Origin of the sequence: Kineococcus gurbantunggutensis (assembly GCF_050871925.1) — a bacterium.
Taxonomy (GTDB): Bacteria; Actinomycetota; Actinomycetes; order Actinomycetales; family Kineococcaceae; genus Kineococcus.
On the sequence record NZ_JBJLSG010000222.1, the window covers coordinates 1 to 6,153 of the forward strand.

Sequence of the window (6,153 nt, forward strand, 5' to 3'; positions counted from 1 at the left end):
GGGGGGGCGGGGCGCGCGGCTCGGCCTGGGTCAGGGCCTGCACCTCCACCCACGCGCGCAGCTCCTGGTTGGCCTTCAGCCGCGTGTAGGTGACGGTGACGGGGGCCGCGGCGGGGCCGTCGCGCGCGGCGCAGGGCGCACCCGCGCGCGGCACGGGCGCGCCGGGTCCCGCGTCCCGCCGGGCGCGCCGCGTCCAGCAGGATGTCCCGCGTGCCCAGCACCGACGCGCCCGAGCAGCTCACCGTCACCGCCGGCGACGGGACCCGCCTCGCCACCTACTCCTGGGGGGAGCCGGGGGCGCCCGCCGTGGTCGCCGTGCACGGCTTCGCCTCCAGCGCCACGGCGAACTTCGCCCAGACCGGCTGGACGCGCGACCTGGTGCGCGCCGGCTTCCGCGTCATCGCCCTGGACCAGCGCGGGCACGGCGCCAGCGACGGCCCGCACGACCCGCGCGCCTACGGCCTGGAACTCCTCGTCGCCGACGTCATCGCCGTCCTGGACGCGCACCGCGTGCGGCGGGCGCACTACGTCGGCTACTCCCTGGGCGCGCGCGTGGGCTGGCAGGCCGCCGTGCAGGTGCCCGAGCGCATCGCCGGCGCGGTGCTCGGCGGCATCCCCGACGGCGAGCCGCTGCAGCGCTTCGACCTGGAGCAGGCCCGCGCCCACCTGGAGCGCGGTGCGGAGGTCACCGACCGCCTCACCGCCGCCTACCTGACGATGGCGGAGTCCATCGCCGGCAACGACCTGCGCGCCCTCGTCGCGCTCGTGGAGGGCATGCGCGGCAGCGGGCACCCCGACGCGGGCGACCCCCCGCGCCAGCCGGTGCTGTTCGCCACCGGCACCGAGGACGGCATCCTGGAGCGCTCCCGGCGCCTGGCCGCCGCCGTCCCGCAGGGGTCCTTCTTCGAGATCCCCGGCCGGCACCACTTCAACGCCCCCACCTCGCGGCACTTCCGCACCGCGGCCATCGACTTCCTCACCGAGCTGCCCACCGCGACCCCCGCCGGCGCGCCGGCCCGCTCGGTGCCGCCGGAGCTGGCCCGCTCCTGGCTGCTCGTCTCCGCGCTGGAGCAGGACCTCGACGCCGCCTGGGGCGCCGGCGCCGACCAGGTCGTGCTCGACCTGGAGGACGGCGTCGACCCCTCCCTGAAGGACGCCGCGCGCGCGGCCGCCGTCGAGCGCCTGTCCGCCGGGCGGCGGGCGTGGGTGCGCGTCAACGGCCGCGCCAGCGGGCACTGGCAGCACGACGTGGACGCCCTGCGCGGGCTGCCCGGGCTGGCGGGGGTGTGGCTGTCCAAGACGGAGTCCGGCACGCAGGTCACCGAGACCGCCGACCGCCTCGGCGGCGACGTGCCGGTCGTCGCCCTCGTCGAGTCCGCGCTCGGCGTGGAGGAGGCCGTGGGCACCGCCCGCGCCCGCGGCTGCTTCCGCCTGGCCTTCGGCAGCGCCGACTACCGCCTGGACACCGCCACCGGCGCCGGGGAGGTGGCGATGGGCTACCCCCGCTCGCGCCTGGTCGTGGCCAGCCGCATCGGCGGGCTGCCCGGGCCGATCGACGGGCCGACCCTGGGCACCGGCCACGCCGCGCTGCGCGAGGCGGCCGAGGCGGCCGCGCAGCTGGGCCTGACCGGCAAGCTGTGCCTGGAGCCTGGGCAGGTCGACGTCGTCAACGAGGCGCTGAGCCCCACCCGCACCGACGTGGCGTGGGCGCGGCGGTTCCTGGCCGACTTCGACGCCCGCGGCCGCACGGTGCGCGACAGCGGCGACCTGCCGCGCCTGGGCCGCGCCGAGCGCATCGAGCGGCTCGCGCGCGCCTTCGGCGTCGAGCCGCGCTGAGCGGGGCGCCCGGGGCCCGGGCGGGGCTCAGGCGCCGCTGAGCGAGCGCAGCGCCTCGGTGTCGTCGCGCTCGAGGTCGCCGAACATCTCCAGCGCCCGCTCGGTGTCCCACTTCACGGCGCTGCCGGAGGAGGTGCGGTAGTTCGTGTCCGCCACCGGCACCGTCATGGAGATCCCGTCCGCGCCGGTCGCCGAGCGCATCCCCGTCGCGAAGCGCAGCACGTCGCCCACCCCGGCGCCCTCGTCGACGGTGACCGCCCCGCCGCCGGCCGAGGCCAGCGGGAACGCGCGGAACGGGTTGAGCAGGGTGAGCGGGCTGGAGGCCCGCGCCACGATCGCCGCGAGCAGCTCGCGCTGGCGGTTGGCCCGGCCCAGGTCGCCCAGCGGGTCGGAGTAGCGGTAGCGCGCGTACCCCAGGGCGGTGGCGCCGTCCATCGACTGGCAGCCGGCGGGGATGTCCAGGCCCGCGCGCACGTCCTGCACCGCCTGCGCCGGGCACATCTCCACCCCGCCGACGGCGTCGACGATGCGGGCGAACCCGGCGAAGCCGGTCTCGACGTAGTGGTCCACCCGCAGCCCGGAGACCTCCTCGACGGTCTGCGTCAGCAGCGGTGCGCCGCCCAGGGAGAACGCGGCGTTGATCTTGCTGGAGCCGTGGCCGGGGATCGGCACGTAGGAGTCGCGCGGGATGCTGATGAGCGCCGAGGGCCCGGACTCCGGCACGTGCAGCAGCATGATCGTGTCGGTGCGCCGGCCGAGGATGTCGTCCCCGCCGGCGGAGTACTGCGCGATCTCCTCCTCGCTCATCCCGTCGCGCGAGTCGCTGCCCACGATGAGGTAGGTGGTGCCGGGGGTCGCGGCGGGCCGCTCGCCGGTGGAGGTGGCGGCCACCTGCCGCACGGCCGACCAGCCGCGCCAGCCCAGCGCCAGCGGGTAGGCCACGGCCAGGGCGGCGACCAGCACCAGCACCAGCAGGGTGCGCCGGCGGCGCTGCGCGGCGCTGCGGCGCCCGCGCGGCGGGCGCGGCGGGGGACCGGACGGAGCACCGCCGCCGGGCGCGGGGCGGCGCGCGGGCCGCTCGCCGCGGTCGTGCCCGCGGGCGTCCTCGCGCGGGTCCGGGCGGCGCAGCTCGGCCAGGCGCTGCTCGCGCCCGGGCGCCTGGGCGGCGGCCCGCTCGGGGCGGCGGCGCGCGGGGCGGCCGTAGGTGGTGGCGCTGTAGCCGGCGCGGTCCGCGCCGCCGGCCGGCTCGCGCCCCGGGGTCGGCGGCAGCGCGCGGGTGGCGTCGGCGGCCGAGGCGGTGCCGTCCGCGACGGGGCGGCGCACCGCGGTCGGCCGCCCGGGCGCCCGCCGTCGCGGCGGCTGCGCCGGGTCGGGGGTCGGGGGCGGCGGGACGGGCACCGCACCACAGTAGGGCCGGGGCGCACCGCTCCGGGGCGACCCGCCCGTGCCGCCGCGACCTCCTCGCCCCGGCCCCCTCGGACCCGCGCACTCCCTTCACAACGGGCGCGCCCCGCCCCCGGCGGGGCCGGGGACGGGGCGCGGGTGGAACAGGTGGAGCGGGTGGGGCGGGTGCGCTCAGGCGCGCGGGCGGCCCAGGGCGCGGTAGGTCCACCCGGCCGCGCGCCAGCGCGCCGGGTCCAGGGCGTTGCGGCCGTCGAGGACGCGCTTCTCCTTCACCAGCGACGAGATCGTGGCCGGCTCCAGGTCGCGGTACTCCTTCCACTCCGTCAGCAGCAGCACCACGTCGGCGCCGCGCACGGCCTCCTCCACCGTCTCGGCGTAGGAGATGCCCGGCAGCGCCTTGCGGGCGTTGTCCAGCGCGGCGGGGTCGGTGAGCACCACGTCACCGCCCTGGAGCTGGATCTGCGCGGCGACGTTGAGGGCGGGGGAGTCGCGGATGTCGTCCGAGAGCGGCTTGAACGCCGCGCCCAGCACCGCCACGCGCTTGCCGATCAGCGAGCCGTCGCACACCTCGCGCGCCAGGTCCACCATGCGGATGCGCCGGCGCATGTTGATCGAGTCGACCTCGCGCAGGAACGTCAGCGTCTGGTCCGCGCCCAGCTCCCCGGCGCGCGCCATGAACGCGCGGATGTCCTTGGGCAGGCAGCCGCCGCCGAAGCCGAGGCCGGCGTTGAGGAACTTGCGCCCGATGCGGTCGTCGTGGCCGATCGCGTCGGCCAGCTGCGCCACGTCGGCGTTGACCTTCTCGCACAGCTCCGCCATCGCGTTGATGAAGGAGATCTTCGTGGCGAGGAAGGAGTTCGCGGCCACCTTGACCAGCTCGGCGGTCTGGTAGTCGGTGACGATCGTGGGGGTGCCGCGCTTGAGGGGGGTGGCGTACACCTCGTCCAGCAGCGCCTTGGCGGACTTGCCCACGGCCGACTCCGGCCCCTCGGGCACGCCGTAGACCAGGCGGTCCGGGTGCAGAGTGTCCTCCACCGCGTGGCCCTCGCGCAGGAACTCCGGGTTCCACGCCAGCGCCGCGCCCGGCACCAGCTCGGCGACCTTCGTGCTCAGGCGCGCGGCGGTGCCCACCGGGACCGTGGACTTGCCCACCACGAGCTCGCCGGCGCCCACGTGCGGCAGCAGCGAGTCCACCGCGGCGTCCACGTAGCGCATGTCGGCGGCGAACTCGCCCTTCTTCTGCGGCGTGCCCACGCAGACGAAGTGCACCGCCGCGCCGGCGGCCTCGGCCACGTCCGTGGTGAAGCGCAGCCGGCCGGTCGCCATCGTGCGCTCCAGGAGCTCGGGCAGGCCCGGCTCGAAGAACGGCGCCCGCGCGTTGCGCAGGGCCTCGATCTTCTCGGCGTCCACGTCGATCCCGACCACCTCGTGGCCCAGCTCGGCCATGCACGCGGCGTGGACGGCGCCCAGGTAGCCGCACCCGATGACAGTCATGCGCATGGGCGCACAGTAGCGGCGCGCAAGCGCACTGAGAACAGCGGCGAGGGGGCGACCTGCCCGCCCGCCCCGCCGCGCGCCTGGTCGGTGACGTCCCCCACACGCAGCGCTCTCGTGCCACCCTGTGCCTCAAGGTCGAGCCCGACCGGTCCGACACCGGTCGGGTCGGCGCGCCCCCCGGCGCGCGGACCCAGGCACCACGCTCCGGAAGGTCCCCGTCCCATGCGTCTCGCCCCCCGCCCCCTGGCCCTCGCCGCCGCCCTGGCCGCCGCCGTCGTCGGCGCGGCCGCCGCGCCCGCCGGCGCGGCCCCCGGCGACGTGGAGCTCAAGGCCACCGTCAGCCGCGTCGCCGGGGCCGACCGCGTCGCCACGGCCATCGCCGCCGCGGCCTCCTTCTCCGGCCAGCAGGCCGACGCCGTCGTCCTGACCCGCTCGGACACCTACGCCGACGCCCTCGCCGGCGCCCCGCTGGCCTCCGACAAGGCCGGCCCGCTGCTGATGACCTCGCGCACCGCGCTGCAGCCGGAGGTCTCCACCGCGATCCGCGACGTGCTCCGGCCCGGCGGCACCGTCTACCTGCTGGGCAGCACCAGCGCCCTGAGCGCCGAGGTCGAGTCGGCCGTGCGCGCCCTGGGCTTCCCCGTCCAGCGCGTGCAGGGCGCCGACCGCTTCGGCACCGCCGTCGAGATCGCCAAGCTGCTGCCCCAGGCCAGCGCCGTCTCCGTCGTCACCGGCTGGAACTACCCCGACGGCCTGAGCGCCGGCGCCCTGATGGGCGTGGTCAACGAGGTCACGAACCACAGCGTGGGCGCCGTGCTGCTCACCGAGGGCAACACCCTGGGCGCGGCCACCGCCGGCTACCTCGCCGGCCGGAGCTTCAACACGAAGATCGCCATCGGCGGCCTGGCCTCCGTGGCCGTGGAGGGCCAGCCCGGCTGGGCCCGCCTGGCCGGCGGGGACCGCTACGAGACCTCCGCGCTCATCGCCCAGCAGTTCACCTCCACCGGCTTCTTCGAGGACGCCACCACCACCGTCGGCGTGGCCACGGGCGAGAACTGGCCCGACGCCCTCGCCGGCGCCGGCCTGCTCGCCTACGGCGGCGGCCCGATGGTGCTCACCCGCCCCGGCGACCTGCCCGCGGCCAGCCGCGAGGCGCTGACCTCCCTGCAGGCCGACGCGCGCGCCCAGGGCACCGAGGTCGACGAGGTCCTCGTCTTCGGCGACGAGCGCGCCGTCTCCGCGGGCGTGGCCGGCGCCGTCGGCGACGCCCTGCGCTGAGCCCGGGCCCTCAGCCCGCCGCGCCCGGCGCGCCGTCCCCGCCGGGGGCGGGGCGCCGGCGCGGCTCCGCCGGCGGGACCGCCCCGTCCAGGGCCACCCCGCGGGGCAGCACCGTGATCCTCTCCTCCAGGTGGCGCG

At 77.7% G+C, this 6,153-nt stretch carries 4 protein-coding genes and 1 pseudogene; 3 read left to right on the forward strand and 2 right to left on the reverse strand.

Translation table 11 applies throughout. From position 1 onward, the window contains the following. Positions 1 to 201 precede the first annotated feature (201 nt). Both ACRYR7_RS23655 and ACRYR7_RS23660 read left to right on the forward strand, forming a co-directional pair. Positions 202 to 924 (forward strand): annotated as a pseudogene (locus ACRYR7_RS23655) (alpha/beta fold hydrolase); the annotation flags it as partial. Positions 925 to 984: 60 nt separating this feature from the next. After that, the gene (locus tag ACRYR7_RS23660) at positions 985 to 1,836 is read left to right on the forward strand and encodes an HpcH/HpaI aldolase/citrate lyase family protein (protein ID WP_432574697.1); all 852 of its coding nucleotides are present in this window, start codon (positions 985 to 987) and stop codon (positions 1,834 to 1,836) included. Between the two features lie 27 nt (positions 1,837 to 1,863). On the opposite strand, the gene ACRYR7_RS23665 is transcribed toward ACRYR7_RS23660, so the two are convergent. Both ACRYR7_RS23665 and ACRYR7_RS23670 read right to left on the reverse strand, forming a co-directional pair. Next, a complete protein-coding gene (locus tag ACRYR7_RS23665) occupies positions 1,864 to 3,234 on the reverse strand; it encodes an LCP family protein (RefSeq protein WP_432574693.1) in 1,371 nt (456 codons plus the stop codon). Between the two features lie 177 nt (positions 3,235 to 3,411). Continuing rightward, positions 3,412 to 4,740 (reverse strand): UDP-glucose dehydrogenase family protein, encoded by a 1,329-nt coding sequence (locus tag ACRYR7_RS23670; protein ID WP_432574694.1) that lies wholly within the window; start codon positions 4,738 to 4,740, stop codon positions 3,412 to 3,414. 219 nt (positions 4,741 to 4,959) lie between these two features. Here ACRYR7_RS23670 and ACRYR7_RS23675 point away from each other — a divergent pair, with 219 nt between their 5' ends. Continuing rightward, positions 4,960 to 6,015, forward strand: coding sequence for a cell wall-binding repeat-containing protein (locus ACRYR7_RS23675; RefSeq protein ID WP_432574695.1), 1,056 nt, complete (start codon positions 4,960 to 4,962; stop codon positions 6,013 to 6,015). Positions 6,016 to 6,153 lie beyond the last annotated feature (138 nt).